Annotated in this window: 15 protein-coding genes; all 15 read left to right on the forward strand. The window is 49.1% G+C overall.

The annotated features are described in order from the left end of the window. Positions 1-290 precede the first annotated feature (290 nt). Complete coding sequence (locus ABEW73_RS16380) at positions 291-1,133, forward strand: hypothetical protein (RefSeq protein ID WP_430169706.1); 843 nt, start codon at positions 291-293, stop codon at positions 1,131-1,133. 145 nt (positions 1,134-1,278) lie between these two features. Beyond that, the gene (gene tig / locus ABEW73_RS16385) at positions 1,279-2,601 is read left to right on the forward strand and encodes a trigger factor (RefSeq protein ID WP_430169704.1); all 1,323 of its coding nucleotides are present in this window, start codon (positions 1,279-1,281) and stop codon (positions 2,599-2,601) included. A gap of 275 nt (positions 2,602-2,876) precedes the next feature. After that, positions 2,877-3,467 carry an ATP-dependent Clp endopeptidase proteolytic subunit ClpP gene (clpP, locus tag ABEW73_RS16390; RefSeq protein ID WP_006208779.1) on the forward strand — a complete coding sequence of 197 codons (591 nt, stop codon included), beginning with the start codon at positions 2,877-2,879 and terminating at the stop codon, positions 3,465-3,467. A gap of 14 nt (positions 3,468-3,481) precedes the next feature. Then, complete coding sequence (gene clpX, locus ABEW73_RS16395; RefSeq protein ID WP_430169702.1) at positions 3,482-4,747, forward strand: ATP-dependent protease ATP-binding subunit ClpX; 1,266 nt, start codon at positions 3,482-3,484, stop codon at positions 4,745-4,747. A gap of 113 nt (positions 4,748-4,860) precedes the next feature. Then, positions 4,861-5,970 carry a flavodoxin-dependent (E)-4-hydroxy-3-methylbut-2-enyl-diphosphate synthase gene (gene ispG / locus ABEW73_RS16400; RefSeq protein ID WP_430169701.1) on the forward strand — a complete coding sequence of 370 codons (1,110 nt, stop codon included), beginning with the start codon at positions 4,861-4,863 and terminating at the stop codon, positions 5,968-5,970. A 674-nt stretch (positions 5,971-6,644) separates the two neighbouring features. Further along, the gene (gene lonB / locus ABEW73_RS16405) at positions 6,645-8,354 is read left to right on the forward strand and encodes an ATP-dependent protease LonB (protein WP_430170017.1); all 1,710 of its coding nucleotides are present in this window, start codon (positions 6,645-6,647) and stop codon (positions 8,352-8,354) included. 84 nt (positions 8,355-8,438) lie between these two features. Further along, complete coding sequence (gene lon / locus ABEW73_RS16410) at positions 8,439-10,775, forward strand: endopeptidase La (RefSeq protein WP_430169699.1); 2,337 nt, start codon at positions 8,439-8,441, stop codon at positions 10,773-10,775. 16 nt (positions 10,776-10,791) lie between these two features. Continuing rightward, on the forward strand, positions 10,792-11,436 hold the full coding sequence (yihA, locus tag ABEW73_RS16415) for a ribosome biogenesis GTP-binding protein YihA/YsxC (RefSeq protein ID WP_430169697.1): 645 nt from the start codon (positions 10,792-10,794) through the stop codon (positions 11,434-11,436). 214 nt (positions 11,437-11,650) lie between these two features. Then, the gene (locus ABEW73_RS16420) at positions 11,651-12,241 is read left to right on the forward strand and encodes a non-ribosomal peptide synthetase module (RefSeq protein WP_430169696.1); all 591 of its coding nucleotides are present in this window, start codon (positions 11,651-11,653) and stop codon (positions 12,239-12,241) included. A 289-nt stretch (positions 12,242-12,530) separates the two neighbouring features. After that, positions 12,531-12,929: an adenosylmethionine decarboxylase gene (gene speD / locus ABEW73_RS16425; RefSeq protein WP_076323114.1), complete on the forward strand. Its 399-nt coding sequence runs from the start codon at positions 12,531-12,533 to the stop codon at positions 12,927-12,929. A 338-nt stretch (positions 12,930-13,267) separates the two neighbouring features. After that, the gene (hemA, locus tag ABEW73_RS16430; protein WP_430169695.1) at positions 13,268-14,674 is read left to right on the forward strand and encodes a glutamyl-tRNA reductase; all 1,407 of its coding nucleotides are present in this window, start codon (positions 13,268-13,270) and stop codon (positions 14,672-14,674) included. A gap of 19 nt (positions 14,675-14,693) precedes the next feature. Continuing rightward, complete coding sequence (gene ccsA, locus ABEW73_RS16435; RefSeq protein ID WP_430169693.1) at positions 14,694-15,524, forward strand: cytochrome c biogenesis protein CcsA; 831 nt, start codon at positions 14,694-14,696, stop codon at positions 15,522-15,524. A gap of 6 nt (positions 15,525-15,530) precedes the next feature. Next, positions 15,531-16,190 (forward strand): precorrin-2 dehydrogenase/sirohydrochlorin ferrochelatase family protein, encoded by a 660-nt coding sequence (locus ABEW73_RS16440; RefSeq protein WP_430169691.1) that lies wholly within the window; start codon positions 15,531-15,533, stop codon positions 16,188-16,190. Positions 16,191-16,193: 3 nt separating this feature from the next. Beyond that, positions 16,194-17,150, forward strand: coding sequence for a hydroxymethylbilane synthase (gene hemC, locus ABEW73_RS16445; RefSeq protein ID WP_430169689.1), 957 nt, complete (start codon positions 16,194-16,196; stop codon positions 17,148-17,150). Between the two features lie 4 nt (positions 17,151-17,154). Continuing rightward, complete coding sequence (cobA, locus tag ABEW73_RS16450) at positions 17,155-18,711, forward strand: uroporphyrinogen-III C-methyltransferase (protein WP_430169688.1); 1,557 nt, start codon at positions 17,155-17,157, stop codon at positions 18,709-18,711. Positions 18,712-18,718 lie beyond the last annotated feature (7 nt).

Raw genomic sequence — 18,718 nt, forward strand, 5'->3', positions numbered from 1 at the left:
AAGTTTTTTGGTTCTGCAAGATTATGAGAGCAGCATATCGGGTTATATTGATAAAATATAAGCTGGAATATATAAAGATAGTTGTCAACCCGTCGCCGGATGCGGCAAAGTACAAGGGATGTCAGCCCTTTTTTAAACTTGGCAGTACATATGCTATAATCAACCAATACGAAAAACAGGACTAGAAAGGAGGTGTCCTTATCAAGGACTCTTACTCCCAAGAACAAGAGGATAAGAACATCATCCTGTTTCCGAAGACGCTGGATTATTACCAGATTCAGCTTACGGTTATGCTCGAGAATGAACGTTACGGTGAAGCGATGGAGGTTCTGCGCTTTCTGCTGAAATGCAGCGGACAGAATGAACGGCATTATGAAGAGTGGAATTCGCTCCTCGACTGGCTTGAAGCCGCATTTCCGGAACAGGCTGTCCCCCGTTCGGTTGATTCCGAAGGAGAGCCCGAGGAGGATGATCCAGACGAAGCCGAAATGGCGAGGCAGATGGTTAGGGACAAAGTTGCCCAGGATGCCGGATATGCCGACAAGCTGCTGGCTTCGGTCATGAACGGACCGCTGACAGAGCAGACCATTTTGGCGCTGGAACAGCTTGCTTATTTGGACCGTCCGGAGATCGACGCTATTTTAGTCGAGTGGCTGCATAATACGCCGCTTCATCCGCTGCTGCAATTTAGGGTACTGCAAACGCTCCGGAGAAGAGGGATGGAAGGGCATGTGAGCCTTTATCGCGGGCAGGAAGCCGTCGAGATTGAGATCGATTCGGTTCCTTTGGATCCGGGAGGTTTCCCGGACGCCATTTCGAGAATTTTGGAGCGTGTGGCCGATCAGACTGAGATTCATGAACCGACACTGTTTTATTTTGCACAGGAATTATGGTCTCAGTTCATCATGGCGATTTACGGCACCGAAGATTACCATTCCATGCTGGATGAAGAAGAAGCCACGCTTGACATATGGGCGGCTGCGCTGCATGACATTGTGTCGGAGAGTCTGAAAGGGTTTCGTAATGAGGAGGAAATCCGCCCGCTCTACGGCATAACGGACACCATGCGGTTCCGCTATGAGGGAGCCTACCGATCTCTCAAGCAATTTGTCGCTGCGGGCGTGGAGGATTAGCCAGAGTTGGAAAACGTTTACGGTGTCGCAGCATAAGGGTTCGCCCTTGAAAAAGAATTTAATGTTGTTTATACTATAGTGGTTATTCGGTACGTGATACATTATTGCGTCGACCACGTGAATTATTTTGGAGGGGAAAGCATAAATGAAAGCAACTTGGGAAAAAATAGAGAAGAACCTTGGCGTTCTTGACGTTGAGGTTGATGCGGAGCGCGTTGCATCCGCCCTCGACAAAGCTTTTAATAAAGTAGCTAAAAAAGCAAATGTACCTGGATTCCGTAAAGGTAAAGTACCTCGCTCGATCTTCGAAGCTCGCTTTGGCGTTGAGAGCTTGTACCAGGATGCAATCGACATCCTTCTTCCAGAAGTATACAGCGAAGCTGTAGAACAAGCGGATATCTTCCCTGTGGATCGTCCGGAAGTGGACATTGAGCAATTCGCTAAAGGTGAAACTTTCAAGTTCAAAGCAAGAGTAACGGTGAAACCAGAAGTTAAACTTGGCGAATACAAAGGTGTTGAAGTTGCTGCGGTAGCTGCTGAGGTTTCCGACGAGGAACTGAGCGAAGAGCTCGAGCGTCTGCAACAACGTCATGCTGAGCTTACTGTAATCGACGAAGGTGCTTCCCAGTCTGGCGATATCGTTGTGATTGATTTTGACGGTTCCGTTGACGGCGTTCCTTTCGAAGGTGGACAAGCTGAGCGTTATTCCCTTGAGCTTGGAAGCAACTCTTTCATTCCAGGTTTTGAAGATCAAGTCATCGGAATGGCTACTGGAGACTTCAAAGACGTGGAAGTGACATTCCCTGAAACTTACCATGCTGAAGAGTTGGCTAACAAACAAGCCATCTTCAAAGTGAAAGTTCACGAAATCAAACGCAAGCAGCTTCCTGAGCTGGATGATGAATTCGCTAAAGACGTAAGTGAATTCGATACGCTTGATGAGTATAAGGAAGATCTGAAGAAACAATTGCTGACTCGCAAAGAGCAAGAAGCACAAGGCGTTCGTGAGAACGAAGCCGTTGAAAAAGCAGCAGCTAACGCTGAAGTTGAAATTCCTGACGCTATGATTCAATCCGAAGTTCAAAACATGATGCGCGATTTCGACAACCGTCTTCGCCAGCAAGGCATGAACCTGGAAATGTTCCTTAGCTTCTCCGGCCAAACGAATGCCGATCTGGAAGGTCAAATGAAGGACGATGCTGCAAAACGCGTTCGCAACAACCTTGTACTCGAGCAAATCGCGAAAGAAGAAAAACTCGAAGTATCTGAAGAGGAAATCAACAAAGAGCTGGAAAACATGGCTGACACATACAAACGTCCTGTTGATGAAATCCGCAGCATCTTGGGTGCTAACGGTTCCCTTGACAGCCTTCGTGAAGAACTGCTTCTTCGCAAAACCATCGACTTCTTGTTGGAAAACAGCGTAGAAGGCGCTCCTGTTGAGAAGAAAGAAGCAACTGAAGAATAATAAATAGGCGGCTGCGAAAAGCTGCCCTCACATTAGATAAGGCACGTACATTTCATGCGTGCCTTATTTTTAACTAAGAATAGCCAATTTACTACTAATTGTGACATGAATTGGTTATTGATTTCGACATACATAATGAGACAAGTTGGCAGGATATAATTCTTGGCAAGTTCATAGAATGTAAGCAGGCTTAAAAAATGACATCGTGCTGTGAACATGTTAGAATAACTTTTGTAACGTTGTAGTATATTTTTCAAGGAAAAGAGGTTGGTCGCATGAGTCTTGTACCTATGGTTGTGGAACAAACCAGTCGAGGCGAAAGATCTTACGATATCTACTCAAGATTACTGAAGGATCGCATAATATTCCTCAGCAGTGCGATCGATGACGATGTTGCCAATCTTGTCATTGCCCAGCTTCTGTTTCTAGCTGCGGAAGATCCGGAAAAAGACATCTCTTTGTACATCAATTCCCCTGGCGGTTCGGTTACAGCTGGGATGGGTATATATGATACGATGCAGTTGATCAAGCCTGATGTATCCACGATTTGCGTTGGCATGGCTGCCAGCATGGGATCACTGTTGCTTACTGCAGGAGCGCCAGGCAAACGCTATGCTCTCGAGAACAGTGAAGTGATGATTCATCAGCCGCTCGGAGGCATTCAAGGTCAGGCATCCGATATCCAAATCCATGCAGATTGGATCATCAAGACCAGACATAAGCTGAATCAAATCTATGTGGAGCGCACGGGTCAGCCCCTTGAAAAAATCGAACGCGATACAGACCGCGACTTTTTCATGAGCGCGGAGGAAGCGAAGGCGTACGGTATTATTGATGATGTTCTGTCTTCACCGACCAAATCTTAAGGGGTGGTAATAGCATGTTTAAATTTAACGATGACAAAGGGCAGCTGAAGTGCTCCTTCTGCGGTAAATCGCAGGAGCAGGTCCGCAAGCTGGTTGCGGGGCCCGGTGTTTATATATGTGACGAGTGTATTGACTTGTGTTCAGAGATCGTTGAGGAAGAACTCGGCCATGAGGAAGAAGTGGATCTGAAGGATATTCCGAAACCGCGTGATATTCGTGATATTCTGGATCAATACGTAATCGGACAGGATCAAGCGAAGAAATCCCTTTCCGTTGCTGTTTACAATCACTATAAGCGCATCAACACCCAGAACAAAATTGAGGAAGTTGAATTGCAAAAGAGTAATATTTTACTGCTCGGACCTACAGGTTCCGGTAAAACATTGCTCGCACAAACTATGGCCAAAATTCTCAACGTGCCGTTTGCTATTGCAGATGCAACTTCACTGACCGAAGCTGGTTATGTGGGTGAGGATGTTGAGAACATTCTGCTGAAGCTGATCCAAGCAGCGGATTATGATGTGGAAAAAGCAGAACGCGGCATTATCTATATTGATGAGATCGATAAAGTGGCTCGTAAATCGGAGAACCCGTCCATTACCCGTGACGTTTCCGGTGAAGGGGTTCAGCAGGCCCTGCTGAAAATTCTTGAAGGTACCGTTGCTTCCGTGCCGCCGCAAGGTGGACGCAAGCATCCGCATCAGGAATTCATCCAGATCGATACGACGAATATTCTGTTCATTTGCGGTGGAGCATTTGACGGATTAGAGCAGTACATCAAACGCCGGATCGGTAAAAAGGTCATCGGCTTTAATGCATCCGGAGAAAACCAGAAGGATCTTAAGCCAGGTGAATACCTGACGATGGTTCTGCCGGAAGATCTGCTGAAATTTGGCTTGATTCCGGAGTTTGTTGGTCGTCTGCCAGTTGTGTCTACGCTGGAACCGCTGGATGAGCCAACATTGGTACGTATTCTGTCCGAGCCGAAAAACGCGCTGACAAAACAGTACCAAAAGCTGCTTGAATTTGACAACGTAAATCTCAAATTTGAGCCAGGCGCGCTAGAAGCGATTGCCCGTGAAGCCATTAAGCGCAATACCGGTGCCCGCGGACTGCGTTCCATCATTGAAGGTATCATGCTGGACGTGATGTACGAAGTACCATCCAGAGATGATATTAAGGATTGCGTCATTACGGAGCAAGTCGTTCGTGATAAAGTGATTCCTGAACTGCAAGCCAAAAGTAACGAAGACGATAAGAAACAAGAAGAAAGCGCCTAATGTGCTCTAGCGCATTAGATGTGGAATAAATCTACGCTGACTCTCCACTTCCAGTTATACCCAATCGGGTTGATTGGAGTGGAGCTTTGGCGTTATATGGGAGAGATCGTACCATGTTTTTGAGACAAGACACACGGCCCGTCAAGGTGGGGAATCTCACGATTGGGGGAAAGAACGAAGTCATTATTCAAAGCATGTGCACCACCAAAACAGCAGATGTGGAGGCGACCGTTGCCGAGATACTCCGTCTGGAAGAAGCGGGATGTCAGATCGTACGGGTTACTGTGAACAATGAGGAAGCAGCTGCGGCCATTAAGGAAATCAAGAAACGCATTCATATTCCGCTTGTGGCGGATATTCATTTTAACTACAAGCTTGCCCTGATGGCGATCGAGAACGGTATCGATAAAGTCCGGATCAATCCCGGAAACATCGGGAAGCGCGAAAAGGTCGAAGCTGTCGTGAAAGCATGCAAAGAGAAGGGGATTCCGATTCGGATCGGGGTTAACGCCGGTTCCTTGGAGAATCACCTCCTTGAAAAATACGGATATCCGACACCGGAAGCCATGGTGGAAAGCGCCTTGTTTCATATCGGCATCCTGGAAGAACTGGATTTCCATGATATCATCGTTTCGCTTAAAGCGTCTGATGTACCGATGGCAATTGCGGCTTACACCAAGGCGGCGGAAGTTATACCATACCCGCTTCACTTAGGGATAACCGAAGCAGGCACCCTGTTCTCGGGTACCGTCAAGAGTGCTGCCGGACTTGGCGCGCTGTTGTCCCTTGGAATCGGCAGTACGATGCGTATTTCCTTGAGTGCCGATCCTGTGGAAGAGATCAAGGTGGGCCGGGAGCTGCTAAAATCATTCGGTTTGATCTCGGATGCGGCAACCTTGGTATCTTGCCCGACCTGTGGACGTCTGGATATCGATTTATTCTCCATTGCCAATGAGGTGGAGGAATACATCTCGAAGATCAAAGTGCCGATTAAGGTTTCCGTTCTGGGCTGTGCCGTAAACGGCCCCGGCGAGGCAAGAGAAGCCGACATTGGTATTGCCGGCGCACGGGGTGAAGGTTTGCTCTTCCGTTATGGAGAGATGATCCGTAAGGTACCGGAAGAGACTATGGTTGAAGAGCTTAAGAAAGAAATCGATCATATCGTGAAGGTGTACGAGGAAACGGGTGAAATCCCGGGCCGCAAGCACAAATCCACGGTCTGAGCTGGATAACTAAATTATCATAAATGCAGTTCCAATCTAATAAAAACGGCAGTCTCTGTTACAAGAGACTGCCGTTTTGTTTGTTGTTTTCTAAGGAAGTAAAAGGTCCAAGGAAGTCCAAGGTCTGTTTCTCACATTTCATTGAACGTATTTTGAACGTATATAGCAGTGTGAACCAAGACAAGTGGTCGCTTATTAGTATAAAGTTGCAATAGTGCGTTCTGTTGTTCCAAGTATCATCGCTCCTAACCGAGCATCCTTTTTATGGAAGATCAGCTCTACCCCCACTCCACCCCCACGATGAAGAAGGATGCACATGCGCCGCGGCAGCGGAGCGGACGAATCGATTCCGGAGAAGCGAAGCGGTCGGCTAAAAGTTTTCCACAGGAAAACTCGCATCGAAAGCATAAGCTGGTTCCGAATTTCTACATTGGTACTCGTCATTCATGAAATTCGGAAACAACAGCGATCGGAGGAACGATACGTACGCGGAGCGTTTTACTGGAGCGTCTCACTTAAGAGCGTCACTTAAGCGTCTCCATCCACTTTTTGATACTTTTCCGCCTCCAGCGTTTTACCATCCAAGGAATCGGCAATACTACCATGTATTAACGTTTGGATGAAGACATAATGGAGTACAGGAGGAATGACTTGTGAATTTAAGTATCGTGATTATGCTGGTGCAGCTGTTTTTTGCGGTCATCATCGGCATTTATTTTTGGAATTTATTGCGCGGGCAGAAGACAAGCAAAACAGCAGTGGATCGGGAATCGCGCAAGGAGCTCGATAAACTCCGCAAACTCCGGTCGATATCGCTAACGAAACCGCTCGCTGAGAAAACAAGGCCGCAAACGATGGATGACATTGTGGGGCAAAAGGACGGTTTGCGCGCCTTAAAGGCAGCGCTATGCAGCGCGAACCCTCAGCATGTCATCGTTTACGGACCCCCGGGGGTCGGTAAGACTGCTGCTGCCCGCGTAGTGATGGAGGAAGCGAAGAAGAACCCGCAATCGCCGTTTAAATATGACGCGAAATTCACGGAAATCGACGCAACGACGGCCCGTTTCGATGAACGTGGAATTGCCGACCCGCTCATCGGGTCAGTTCATGATCCGATTTATCAAGGCGCCGGTGCCATGGGGGTTGCAGGCATTCCTCAGCCGAAGCCGGGTGCGGTGACCAAGGCCCATGGGGGGATCCTGTTTATAGATGAAATCGGGGAATTGCATCCCATTCAAATGAATAAGCTTTTAAAAGTGCTGGAGGACCGCAAGGTGCTGCTCGAAAGTGCATATTATAATTCGGAGGATGCCAATACACCTGCCTATATACACGATATTTTTCAAAATGGCCTTCCGGCAGACTTTCGTCTGGTGGGTGCTACGACACGTTCGCCCGAAGAGATTGCTCCTGCACTTCGCTCGCGCTGCATGGAGATTTTTTTCCGTCCGCTTTTGCCTGAAGAAATTGGGAGAATTGCAGAGGATGCCATTCAGAAAATTGGTTTAAATGCAGCACCTGAAGCGGTAGAAGTTGTGAAGCAGTACTGCTCTAACGGGCGGGAAGCGGTCAATATGATTCAATTGGCTGCCGGTCTTGCTTTGACGGAGAAGCGAGATTCGCTGCGAGCGGCGGATGTAGAATGGGTAGCCAGCAGCAGCCAGCTTCAGCCAAGGCCCGACCGGAAAATACCGGAGAAACCTCAGATTGGCGTAGTAAACGGATTAGCTGTTTATGGCCCGAATATGGGGGCACTGCTTGAAATTGAAGTATCTGCGGTTCCTGTCGAGGAGGGCCGGGGTACCTACAATATCACCGGGGTCGTGGATGAAGAGGAATTTGGCGGAGGTTCGCGCAAGCTGCGTCGCAAGAGTATGGCCAAAGGCTCGATCGAGAATGTACTAACCGTGCTGGGTTCGATGGGTTTTACACATAAAAACTATGACCTGCATATCAACTTTCCCGGAGGAACACCGATTGACGGTCCTTCCGCTGGTATTGCGATGGCCACAGCGATCGTATCAGCCATCAAAGGGATTGAAGTCGATAACAAGGTCGCTATGACCGGCGAGATGAGCATTCATGGTAAAGTGAAACCGATAGGCGGGGTCATCGCAAAAGTGGAGGCGGCATTCCAGGCAGGTGCTACCCGCGTGATCATCCCTAAAGACAACTGGCAGACGCTGTTTCAGGATTTGAGCGGCGGTTTGCGGGTAATTCCGGTAGAGTCGGTGGATGAAGTATTCAGCCATATTTTTGGTGGATCGTTCGCTCCGGAGGTGGTACAGCTCCCTGCAAACGAGGGATTTCCATCCGCTTCCGCTTCATTGCTGCAGGCGACGCCTCCGCGCAACGGCAAAATAACGGACGCCGGAGGATGTTAAGCTTCGTTTGGTTGGTTTTTTATACGCAGATTTGATAAAATAGGAATAGTGTCAACATTGAGAGCCATTGGAGGTGCGAAAGCGATGGGACCCAGTAAATCCAAAGGTCGTCGTTTTCCTTTACTGCCTTTGAGAGGTCTGTTGGTCTATCCAAGCATGGTGCTTCACTTGGATGTAGGCCGGGAGAAATCGGTAAAGGCTTTAGAAAAGGCGATGGTTGAAGACAATTTGATTCTCCTATGTTCTCAATCGGAAGTGAACATTGAAGAACCGACGCAAGATGATATTTTTCGGATTGGCACAGTTGCGAATGTACGCCAGATGCTTAAGCTTCCTAACGGTACCATACGTGTGCTAGTGGAGGGTATGGAACGGGCGGAAGTTATTGAATATACGGATCAAGAGGAATACTATGAGGTCATCGCTCGGGAGCTTCCCGAAGAAGAGAATCACGACCCTGAAGTTTCCGCATTAATGCGAACCGTACTGTCTCAGTTTGAGAATTATATCAATCTGTCGAAGAAGGTGACACCAGAGACACTGGCGGCCGTTTCCGATATTGATGAGCCGGGCCGACTGGCAGACGTCATCACGAGTCATTTGTCACTGAAGATCAAGGATAAGCAAGAAATTCTCGAAACAATTGATGTTCGCAAACGCCTCGAGAAACTTCTAGATATACTGAATAACGAGCGTGAAGTGCTGGAGCTGGAGCGCAAGATCAACCAGCGGGTCAAGAAGCAAATGGAGAAGACCCAGAAGGAATACTATTTGCGCGAACAGATGAAGGCTATCCAGAAAGAGCTTGGCGACAAGGAAGGTCGTGCCGGGGAAGTAGAGGAACTTCGAAGTCAGCTTCAGGAGCTTGAGCTTCCGGAGCGCGTACATGAAAAGGTAGAGAAGGAAATCGACCGACTCGAGAAAATGCCGGCAAGCTCTGCAGAGGGTGGCGTGATTCGAAACTACGTCGATTGGCTATTGGCGCTGCCGTGGACGAACAAGACTGAGGATGTTCTGGACATTGTCAAAGCGGAGCAAGTGCTGGATGAGGATCATTACGGTCTCGAGAAGCCGAAGGAACGCGTGCTGGAATATCTGGCGGTCCAAAAGCTGGTGAAGAAGATGAAGGGGCCTATTCTATGTCTGGTTGGTCCTCCAGGGGTCGGTAAAACATCGCTGGCCCGGTCCATTGCCCGATCTTTGGAACGCAAGTTCGTTCGTGTTTCATTAGGCGGAGTAAGAGACGAGGCGGAAATCCGTGGTCACCGGCGCACTTATGTTGGGGCTATGCCGGGACGTATCATTCAAGGCATGAAAACGGCGGGTTCGATGAATCCTGTGTTCCTGCTGGATGAAATCGATAAGATGGCCTCCGACTTCCGCGGCGACCCATCTTCCGCACTGCTTGAGGTACTTGACCCTGAGCAAAACAATACGTTCAGCGATCATTTCGTGGAAATTCCTTTTGATTTGTCTAACGTCATGTTTGTAACGACGGCGAATGTGCTTCACAACATCCCAAGACCGCTCCTGGACCGGATGGAAGTGCTGTACATTCCAGGCTATACGGAGCTGGAGAAATTGCAGATTGCCAATCGTTATTTGCTGCCCAAGCAGAAGAGTGAGCATGGGCTTGCACCGGAGCAGTTGATTCTTGACGAGGAAGCGCTCATGAAGGTGATCCGGGAATATACCCGTGAATCCGGGGTGCGGAACTTGGAGCAGCAAGTGGCTGCGCTGTGCCGCAAAGCCGCCAAACAGATTGTGACCCATCAATCGGAATCCATTGAGATTAAGGCTGACGATATTAAGGAATATCTCGGTATTCCGAAGTTTCGTTATGGCATGGCCGAGCTTGAAGATCAAGTAGGCACAGTAACAGGGCTTGCGTGGACGGAAGTGGGCGGAGAGACGCTGACCATTGAGGTTACCGTGGTGCCTGGTACCGGCAAGCTGACCTTGACGGGTAAACTGGGGGATGTGATGAAGGAATCGGCTCAAGCCGCCTTCAGTTTTACCCGCTCGAAAGCGGTAGAACTGGGCATTGATCCGGATTTCCACGAGAAGCTGGATGTCCATATCCATATCCCGGAGGGAGCCATTCCGAAGGACGGCCCTTCAGCCGGCATTACGATTGCGACGGCTCTTATCTCATCTTTAACCAAACGGCATGTAGCCCGTGATGTGGCCATGACGGGGGAAATTACACTTCGGGGACGCGTTCTTCCGATTGGTGGCTTGAAAGAGAAATCCCTGGCAGCCCACCGTGCCGGCTACAAAAAAATATTACTCCCTAAGGATAACGAACGTGACTTGCGTGATATACCTGACAGCGTGAAGAACGACGTTGAGTTCGTTCCGGTATCCCATATGGATCAGGTTCTGGAGCATGCGCTCGTTGAACAAACGGGAGTGCACTAGAGAGGAAAGTCTAATTATGAAAGTTACGAAAGCCGAGTTTGTCATCAGTGCTGTCGTACCTGCTCAATATCCTGAAGACGCCTTGCCGGAAATTGCTCTGGCAGGGCGTTCCAATGTGGGCAAGTCATCACTGATTAACCGTATGATATCCCGTAAGAACCTGGCCCGTACCAGTGCAACACCAGGGAAAACCCAGCAGCTCAACTATTATCGGGTGAACGACGACCTGTACCTGGTCGATTTTCCTGGCTATGGTTATGCGAAGGTATCCAAGACCCAGCGTGCGGCATTTGGCGAAATGATTGAGAGATATTTGCTCAGCCGGGAAGAACTGAAGCTTGTATTACTGATTGTGGACATGCGTCACCCGCCCTCAAAAGACGACATCAGCATGTATGAATGGCTGCAGCATTATAACCGGCCGGTATGCGTGGTTGCGACCAAGGCGGACAAAATTCCGAAAACGCGCCGCGAGAAACATGTAAAGATCGTGAAGGAAACACTCGGTTTTAAACCCTATCACTCTTTTGTGATGTTTTCATCCGAGCTTGGTCTGGGTAAAGATGAGTTATGGGCCATCATGGAGTCCCATATGGGGACTAAGGATGAAGAGGAAGAGCCATATCTGGATTCGGAAACGGAAGGCAATGAGCAAGCCTGATCCGGTTCATTTCGTGATACCTTTTTCAAAGGTAATATAGGGAATCGGTGAATTCTTTACAGGAAAGTGAGCATCTTGCGGGAAATATCGCTCTGATTCCGGCTAATTCCGTTTTTTTATGAAATATGATGGATATTCTCATTCGAAAGACAGGAAATACCGCTTGGATCTGCTGTATAATGGTAGTAAGTTAAAAGAATTGAGGGAGATTTTTATGGCTCAGCGGTTAGCCACAGAATATGTGAATGCCACAATGCAAATGACGGATATTCAAATGGATCAATTTCTGCAATATACCCAAGCTTTCCGGGTTACTAACCGGGTAAAAGTCATGGATAGCGGAGAGCAGGTGTTCGTGCTCGAAGATGAAAGCGGGGAAGAAGTTCATTTGCCCTTTGAACGCAAGAATGGCTTGTACGTCTGTGAGCTGTCGTGCCGATTGGTTACTCCCCATCTGACAAATGCCGTACGCAAACTGTTTGCGGCTTTTAAGGGATCAGGTAAAGTGAATCGGATTTATCGCGGCTTTACGATGAGCTACGACTACCATGCGGGAACGGTGCACAGAATTACGCAAGTCGCCGGGAACGACAGCATTGTCATTTATGAGTACAAGAATACGGCAGGAGAGCTGCAGCGACTCTTCAACAGCAATGAAGCAGAGAAAGAGATCGAATCCATCCAGCATCATATTAACGTGCTTCTGGACCAACGGATTGCAGCAGGGAATGATAATCTTATTACAAAGACCATAGATGAGCGGCTGCGACGGTTTAATCAACGCCTATTCGTACTAGAGGCCTAAGGAGGCTGCCCTGTAACAGGGCGCCTTTTTTATTTATGGATCCATGACACCAAGTGGTTCAAACGCACATATATTGAGCTGTAAAATATTTATGGGTTATTTTCGAAAAAGGTGTTGCATTTAAGCGTCATAGATGTTATTTTTAATCTCGTTGAAAAGAATATAGGAACCAGGATTCACTCAGGACATGTAATGTTGCGAGAGATTATTCCCTCGGGAAGTGAATGACGTAGGTCCTAGCGGATGAAATTTTCAAACATTTTATTCCTAGGAAGGGGGAAACCGGAAGATGGAATACTCAACTTTCGGAAGACACGTTGCTGTTGATACTTGGGGAGTCGATTTTGAACTATTGAACAGTGCAGAATTTTTACAAGCTCAGATGGTGGAAGCCGCTGAAGCATGTGGAGCAACGGTAATGTCCGTCCAATCCAAGCAGTTTGAACCACAAGGTGCGACTGTGCTGGTGTTGCTGTCGGAAAGCCATCTCTCGATTCACACATACCCTGAGAGAGGTTTTGCTGCGATTGACTGTTATACCTGCGGGGAGACAGTAGATCCGCAATTGGCTATTGACTATCTGGTATCCGCTTTGAAACCTGAAAAATGCTATGCTAAGAAACTCGTGCGCGGACTCGGGGAAATGACCGTGGAGACGCCTGAGATGAACCAGGCTGAACTCGTTTAATCCAGCCTTCTTAAAAAATGCCTATACTGATAACCATGGAGGTTTCCATGGTTATTTATTTTGGGGATATGAGAAGTACGACGATTTCCAGTCCGTCGTTCTCTGAAATCAGATTTCGTAGAAAATAATACGTATATCTAAGGTGTTCTATATCCACAATAGTAAGGTACGGTCTATAGTTAGAAATCTTCATGAATGGCATGAAGAAGTATGGGGATTTCATAAACATTTCATAAAATAGACAAGGGTGCTCAGTATACTGTGATATAATGAACAGGGTCAAGACAGTCCGTTGTGAACGGCAAAACTACTCGGAGAAATAGGCAGGTGAACATGCAATGCACATCGTCGTTGTTGGGTTGAACTATCGCACGGCGCCCGTGGAAGTCAGAGAACGTTTTACATTCTCGGAAGAAGACATGCCGAAGGCGTTAGAGCAGCTAAATTCGACCAAGAGCGTATTGGAGGGCGTCATTGTCGCTACCTGCAACCGTACTGAGATTTATGTTGTGGTAGACCGCCTTCATATGTGCGGCTACTTTATCCGCAGTTTTATGGAACAGTGGTTCGGCATTAATCGTGAAGAATTTACACAGCACCTCTATATATATGAAGACGAACAAGCAATTTCCCATCTGTTTAAGGTTACCTGCGGCTTGGATTCCATGGTCATTGGAGAGACGCAGATTCTGGGACAGGTGCGCAATGCTTTTTTGACGTCACAGCAGCAGAATGCCACAGGTACTTGGTTTAATATGTTGTTTAAGCAAGCCGTTACGCTCGGCAAGCGGGCCCATTCCGAGACATCGATCGGAGAGAGTGCTGTTTCTGTCAGCTACGCTGCGGTGGAACTGGGTAAACGGATTTTCGGTACGTTTAACGACAAAAAAGTAATGATTCTCGGCGCAGGCAAGATGAGCGAACTAACCGTGAAGCATCTTTATGCCAACGGTGCTGCGGAAGTAATTGTAGCCAACCGTACGCTTGGCCGTGCGGAGGAACTTGCACGCAAGTTCCAAGGGACGCCCTGCGCCATAGCCGAAGCCATGAATTTGCTGCATGAAGTCGATATTATTATTAGCTCTACGGGCTCAAATGAATATGTTCTGAATGCGGAGCGGGTTAAAGAGAGCATGAAGAAACGTCAGGCCCGCCCGTTGTTCATGATTGATATTGCTGTGCCACGGGACATCGATCCGGCGATTGGGGAACTTTCCAATGTGTTCTTGTACGATATTGATGATCTGGAAGGCATTGTAGAGACCAATATGGAAATGCGCCGGGTGGAAGCAGCGAAGATTGAAGTGATGATTCAAGAGGAGATGGATGCATTCCACACATGGCTGAAGACGCTCGGTGTCAGACCGGCGATTCGGGCCTTGCAGGAGAAGTCGAATACCATTCATGAAGAAACGATGGAAAGCTTGTTCAACAAGCTTCCAGAACTGGATGAACGCCAGCGAAAAGTCATCCGTCGTTTGACCAAGAGCATCGTTAACCAGATGATGCATGATCCCATTAACCGGATTAAGGAAATGACGGGCGGCAAGCAGGGCGGTGAAGCACTGGATTATTTTTCACAAATCTTTGCGCTGGAAAGCTTGATCCATGAGAATGAGCAGGAAGCCCGCAGCCGCAACAAGAAAGCAACTGCATCCGTTAAAGCTGAACGGACGAAGAATGCTGTAGATCAGCAGGCAGAAGAGAAACCACTTAAGGTGTCTCTAGCCCCAGCCACCCTTTGAGGAGGGTGAGTACAAACCCATGCTGTTAAACTTAATTTATATCACCGGCATTTGTATCTATGCCCTGAGCCTTCTGTTTTATATCTCGGATTGCGTTTCACGCAATTCGGTGGCGAAGCGGATAGGCACAGGGCTTCTTGTTATTACTGCACTATTACAATTCACCGGAATCAGCATCAGAGCGATGGAAGGCGGACATTTCCATTTCCCGGTATTTACTTTGTTTGATTTCCTGCTCCTGCTGGCGTTCTGCATATCGATTACTTCGATTGCCCTGGCGTATATGAAGCGGTCGGAATTTGCCGTCCTGTTAATGAACCTCGTCGGGTTTAGCGTCATGCTGGTCAATCGTTTATGGTTCACGGCGGGAGACAATGCATTGTACAGCTGGGAGACGGAACATCGTCTCTTGCTTATTCATATTGCCCTGGCGAGTGTCAGCTTCGCCGCTTTGACCGTCGGGGCTGTGTTTGCGGCGATTTATATGTTCCTTCACCGGAAACTGAAGCACAAGCAATGGAATGATACGATCCGCAGGCTGCCAAGTCTGGAGAAGCTTGATGTTTATTCTTATAAAGCGCTGATGACTGGAACGATTATTCTGGTCATGTCGCTCATCTTGGCCGTGATATCGGTGGCCATGGCTGGGCGATGGACCTTGTTCTTGGATATCAAAGTCCTGTCTACATTGACGGCTCTTGCGATGTATTTGGTTTATTTCATCAAACGCCGCCTGTGGAGAAGGTCAGGCAGGGAAGCAGCCATATGGGCCTTAATCGGGTATGGATTCATTATTTTGAATTTCTTTCTCAATACGTGGTCTGCTTTCCATAGTTGGTCAGGAGTGTGATGGCAGATGGTATATGATGATCATTATGTGCCCGTCCTGCTGAATTGCAGGGGACGTCTATGCTTGATTGTCGGCGGCGGCAAGGTGGCGGAACGTAAAGCCGACACCCTGCTGAATGCCGGGGCAAGCGTACATATTGTAAGTTCCATATTACGAAGCGAGAAACTGCAACGTTTGGCCAATGAGAAGGCACTTCAATGGACGAAGCGGAAGTATCAATCAGACGATCTGACAGGTGCGTTCATGGTTCATGCGGCAACGGACGACAGCAAGCTAAACCTGAAGATAGCGGAGGACGCTGATCGTCTTGGCGTGTTGGTTAACGTAGCCAGCAACGGCGAGGCCGGGACGTTTATCAACCCGACGGTGCTGCGGCGAGGGAGGCTTACACTGGCGGTATCAACATCAGGAGCAGGGCCGATGGCCGCACGGGGTATACGCGATGAGCTCGAAGAACAGTTCGGGCCTGAGTATGAGGATTATTTGGATTTTTTATATAGGATGCGTTCGATAGTCAGGGAAGAGGTGAAGTCCGCTGATGCACGCAGGCGGCTGTTGCACAAGGCATACCGCATGGATATGCTCGGAGAGATTCGCCGCGAAGGTTATGTGCCCTGGAGTGAGGACAAAATCAAGCAGTGGATTGCGAATAATCAGGAGGAATGAAAGATGCGCACAATCGTAGTTGGCAGTAGACAAAGTGCTCTGGCACTGACACAGACAGGACAGGTTATCGATGATTTAAAGCGTTTAGCCAAGGAGCACGGTCTGGACTATGACTTCACCGTCAAGAAAATCGTCACCAAGGGTGACCGCATACTGGATGTTACCCTCTCCAAGGTAGGCGGTAAAGGATTGTTTGTCAAAGAAATCGAGCAGGCGATGATGGACGGTGAGATTGATATGGCGGTTCATAGCATGAAGGACATGCCCTCGGTTCTGCCCGAAGGCTTAGTGTCCGGCGCGGTCCCCGCAAGAAAGGATCCTCGTGATTGCCTGATCTCCAAAGAAGGGACAACGCTGGATGACCTTCCTACAGGTGCCAAGGTGGGGACAAGCAGTCTGCGCCGGTCCAGCCAGCTCAAGGCTTATCGACCGGATCTGCAGATCGAATGGATCAGGGGGAATATCGATTCTCGCATTCGCAAAATGGAAGATGGTGAATTTCAGGCCATCATTCTGGCGACCGCCGGTCTTCAGCGCATGGGCTGGGAGGACCGGATCACATCGTACTTGCCGGTTGAAATTAGCCTGCCTGCCGTCGGCCAGGGCGCACTCGGGATTGAATGCCGCGAAAACGATGGTGAGCTGCTGCATTTGCTCTCACTTTACAATGATGAGGTCACTGCACGAACCGTTGCGGCTGAACGCAAGTTTCTGAGCGAGCTGAACGGAGGATGCCAGGTGCCTATCGGGGCTTACGCTGTCCTGAAGAATGTGGATGCCGAAGATTCCCGCGGAGCACAAAACGTTATACAATTAACAGGAATGGTTGGCTCTCCTGACGGCGAAATCGTATTGAAGGAAAGCGCCGAAGGAACCGACCCTGAATCGCTCGGAGTGGAAGTGGCTGCAAAGCTGAAAGCTAAAGGAGCGGAGAAGATACTGGCACAAGTTAGGGGTTGAGGGGATGGCAGGCAAGGTTTATCTCGTGGGAGCAGGTCCGGGCGATGCACGCCTGATTACGATTAAAGGCAAGGAATGCATTGAGAAAGCGGATGTCGTGGTGTATGACCGATTAGCCAGCCCTCGGCTGCTGCGGTGGATGAAGCCCGGAGCGGAGAAGGTCTATGTAGGCAAGCTCCCCGATCGGCATACGATGAAGCAGGAGCAGATCAATCAGCTGCTGGTTGATTATGCTTTGGAAGGCAAGACGGTCATCCGTTTAAAGGGCGGCGATCCAACCATCTTCGGTAGAGTAGGCGAAGAAGCGGAGCTGTTATACCGTCATGGCATCTTGTACGAGATTGTACCGGGGATCACCTCAGCGATCAGCGTTCCGGCTTATGCCGGGATTCCGGTGACGCATCGTGACCATGCTTCATCTTTATCTATCATTACCGGGCATGAAAGTCCCGAAAAGCTGGATCGGATGATTCAATGGGATAAGGTGACCAATGCAACGGGGACTTTGATTTTTATGATGGGTGTGGCCAAGATCGGCTATATCAGCCGTCAGCTGATCAAGCACGGCAGACCGCCGGAAACCCCGGTGGCTCTTATAAGATGGGGAACCCGGGCGGAGCAGGATACGCTGACGGGGACGCTGGCGGACATCGAAGACAAAGTCAAGGCAGCGGATTTTCAGCCGCCTGCCGTCATCGTCGTGGGACAGGTGGTGCTTCAGCGGGAGCACCTGAAATGGGCAGAACGGCTGCCTCTGTTCGGTAAACGAATTCTGGTCACAAGGGCCCGAAGCCAAGCCAGTGCATTGGTATCCCAAATCGAAGAGCTGGGCGGAGAGCCTTATGAATTTCCCGTCATCGAAACCGTCATGCCTTCGAAGGACGAAGTGCTTGCTGGAGTTCAACAAGCACTGGACAAGCTGAGTACGTATGACTGGGTATTCTTCACCAGCGTGAACGGAGTCGAATTCTTTTTCCGCCACTTGAAGGATAATGGACGGGATATTCGTTCCTTAGCCTCTGCCCGCATCGTCGCGGTTGGCCCAGCAACAGCCCGTGCTCTTGGTAATTACGGTATAGCCGCTGAAGTCATTAAGGAGCGGTACCAGGCGGAAGGTCTTATCGATGCTTACGGTCCAGAGCTCAAGCCTGGTCAGCGTGTGCTGCTGCCTCGCGGCGATCTGGCACGCAAGTGGCTGCCGGAGAAGCTGACGGAAATGGGACTGCTCGTGACGGAAGCGGTGACCTATGAGAACGTGCTGTGCGGTGAGAACGATGATGAGCTGCTGAAGCTGCTTCATGATGGCGGCATTCACGCGGTTACGTTTACCAGTTCCTCTACCGTTACCAATCTGTTGAAGGTGCTGAAGGGGATGGGCGTGGCAGATCCTGCCGAACTGTTAAAAGGATCGACGATTGCTTGTATCGGACCTTTGACCGCCCAGACGGCAGAGGAAGCCGGTCTGCACGTATCCCTCCTCGCCGAGGAAGCGACGATCGACAGTCTGGTGAAGTCCTTGTGCATTTGGAATGAGAACGATCCACGCCGCGTTGCGCCATAATATCCTT

Origin of the sequence: Paenibacillus lautus, from assembly GCF_050482385.1 — a bacterium.
Lineage (GTDB): Bacteria > Bacillota > Bacilli > Paenibacillales > Paenibacillaceae > Paenibacillus_AQ > Paenibacillus_AQ lautus_B.

Coding starts and splice junctions, on each gene's coding strand:
- ABEW73_RS16380 (WP_430169706.1), top strand. CDS start 291: ATGCTCGAGAATGAACGTTACGGTGAAGCGATGGAGGTTCTGCGCTTT.
- tig (WP_430169704.1), top strand. CDS start 1,279: ATGAAAGCAACTTGGGAAAAAATAGAGAAGAACCTTGGCGTTCTTGAC.
- clpP (WP_006208779.1), top strand. CDS start 2,877: ATGAGTCTTGTACCTATGGTTGTGGAACAAACCAGTCGAGGCGAAAGA.
- clpX (WP_430169702.1), top strand. CDS start 3,482: ATGTTTAAATTTAACGATGACAAAGGGCAGCTGAAGTGCTCCTTCTGC.
- ispG (WP_430169701.1), top strand. CDS start 4,861: ATGTTTTTGAGACAAGACACACGGCCCGTCAAGGTGGGGAATCTCACG.
- lonB (WP_430170017.1), top strand. CDS start 6,645: ATGCTGGTGCAGCTGTTTTTTGCGGTCATCATCGGCATTTATTTTTGG.
- lon (WP_430169699.1), top strand. CDS start 8,439: ATGGGACCCAGTAAATCCAAAGGTCGTCGTTTTCCTTTACTGCCTTTG.
- yihA (WP_430169697.1), top strand. CDS start 10,792: ATGAAAGTTACGAAAGCCGAGTTTGTCATCAGTGCTGTCGTACCTGCT.
- ABEW73_RS16420 (WP_430169696.1), top strand. CDS start 11,651: ATGGCTCAGCGGTTAGCCACAGAATATGTGAATGCCACAATGCAAATG.
- speD (WP_076323114.1), top strand. CDS start 12,531: ATGGAATACTCAACTTTCGGAAGACACGTTGCTGTTGATACTTGGGGA.
- hemA (WP_430169695.1), top strand. CDS start 13,268: ATGCACATCGTCGTTGTTGGGTTGAACTATCGCACGGCGCCCGTGGAA.
- ccsA (WP_430169693.1), top strand. CDS start 14,694: ATGCTGTTAAACTTAATTTATATCACCGGCATTTGTATCTATGCCCTG.
- ABEW73_RS16440 (WP_430169691.1), top strand. CDS start 15,531: ATGGTATATGATGATCATTATGTGCCCGTCCTGCTGAATTGCAGGGGA.
- hemC (WP_430169689.1), top strand. CDS start 16,194: ATGCGCACAATCGTAGTTGGCAGTAGACAAAGTGCTCTGGCACTGACA.
- cobA (WP_430169688.1), top strand. CDS start 17,155: ATGGCAGGCAAGGTTTATCTCGTGGGAGCAGGTCCGGGCGATGCACGC.